1 protein-coding gene is annotated in these 1,549 nt (G+C 60.9%); it reads right to left on the bottom strand.

Annotated elements, in window-relative coordinates:
* Positions 1-495: 495 nt before the first annotated feature.
* On the bottom strand, positions 496-1,287 hold the full coding sequence (locus tag ABIB26_RS23650) for a carbohydrate ABC transporter permease (protein WP_354248642.1): 792 nt from the start codon (positions 1,285-1,287) through the stop codon (positions 496-498).
* Positions 1,288-1,549 lie beyond the last annotated feature (262 nt).

The following is a 1,549-nucleotide window of genomic DNA, read 5'->3' as shown; positions in this document are numbered from 1 at the left end:
GCCCTCATGGAAAATCAGGCCGTTGGGGTCGTTGAGCCAGGTATTCCGGGGTGCGTAGTGCAGGGCGGGCCGGAAAGCATCGGCCGTCGTGGCGGTCACGGCAGTCATGGGTCTGAATCTCGCTTCTGTTCTGTGCTGGGGCGTCCCCTAAGTGGGAACGACGTTTGCGTTGCCTGGGTTATGAGTTTTCGTGCCGCGGTCGCAGGCCTTCACCATTGCCGGTGCCGGCCGCGGGTTGGTCAGCAGAGCGCTGGCATCTTTCTGCAGGGTTTCGACGAGGGGCCCCGGTTGTCTCCTGCCGGGTGGGATGGCGGCTTGTCCACGGGTCGAATGCCGGCTTTTCCACAGCTCCGTTTGGCGGTTCTGTGGGACATGTCCGGGCGAGGCGCCCAGCCCGAACGTCTCAAGGCAGTACAGAGGTGCCGTGCGTGCTGGCCCCGGCCCTGTCCAGGCTGTGTGGTGCAGCAAATTCCTGGGCTTGAGGGGTAGCCGTGGTCAGCCTTTGACTCCGCTGGAGGCGATGCTGTTCACAAAAGAGCGTTGGAACGCGATGAAGAGGGCGACGACCGGCAGGGTGATCATCGAGGAGTAGGCCATGACCTCGCCCCAGGAGACATTGAGCTGGAAGAAGTACTGCACCCCGATCATGACCGGGCGTAGTTCCTCGCTCTGGACGACCATGAGCGGCCAGAGGTAGGAGTTCCAAGCCGGGAGGAAGGTCAGAATGGAAACCGTGGCGATGGCTGGCCCGGACAGTGGCATGACAATTTGACGGTAGATCTTGAACCAGCCGGCCCCGTCCACCCGGGCCGCTTCGTCCAGTTCATTAGGGATCGATTCGAAGTACTGGTGGAACAGGTAGATGGAAAAGGCGTTGGCCACGAACGGGATGATCTGCACATGGTAGGTGTCAAGCCATCCGGTGGTCAGTGACAGCGAGAACCCATTGATGTCCAGCCAGGGCAGCTGGTTGACCCACCAGACCAGCGGCAGGGCAAGTGTTTCGAAGGGCACTATCAGGGTGGCGATGATGAGAGTCAGGATGATTCCCTTACCGCGGACCCGCATCCGTGACAGGGCGAATGCCGCGAGGCTGTTGATCAGGACACCCAGAATGACCGTCACGGCCGAAATGCCGATGGAGTTAATCAGGAACCGGGCCGCGGGTACCCGGTCGAAGACGGCGCCGTAGTTATCCAATGAGAGGTTCCCTACCGGCAGGAATGCGGCGATGGAGGACAGGTCACCGAAGATCTGCTGGTCCGGCTTCAGTGAGGACACGAACATGAACAGCAGCGGGAAGGCAAAGATGACGCCGAGAAGAATTCTCACGATCCAGCCGGTGACGCCGCGGAACCGCCGCGGTCTCTGGACGGTTGAACTCTCGGAGGTTGAACGGGATCGGGCACGCGTGCCGGCTGCGCTTAAAGTGGTGGCCATGTCAGGACTTCTCTCGGGTGAGGTAGCGCTGTACTGCGGAGATGATGAGTACCAGCGCGAAGAAGACTAGGGAAATCGCGGAGGCGTAGGAGGTTTCCTGTTGCTTGAA

Source organism: Arthrobacter sp. UYEF20 (assembly GCF_040546335.1).
In the GTDB taxonomy this organism is placed as follows: domain Bacteria; phylum Actinomycetota; class Actinomycetes; order Actinomycetales; family Micrococcaceae; genus Arthrobacter.
The sequence above is the reverse complement of the archived record's forward strand: the minus strand, read 5'-3'. Positions and strand labels throughout refer to the sequence as shown.

Excerpts from the sequence above, each read along its gene's own strand:
- ABIB26_RS23650 (WP_354248642.1), bottom strand. The coding sequence starts at position 1,287 with ATGTTCGTGTCCTCACTGAAGCCGGACCAGCAGATCTTCGGTGACCTG.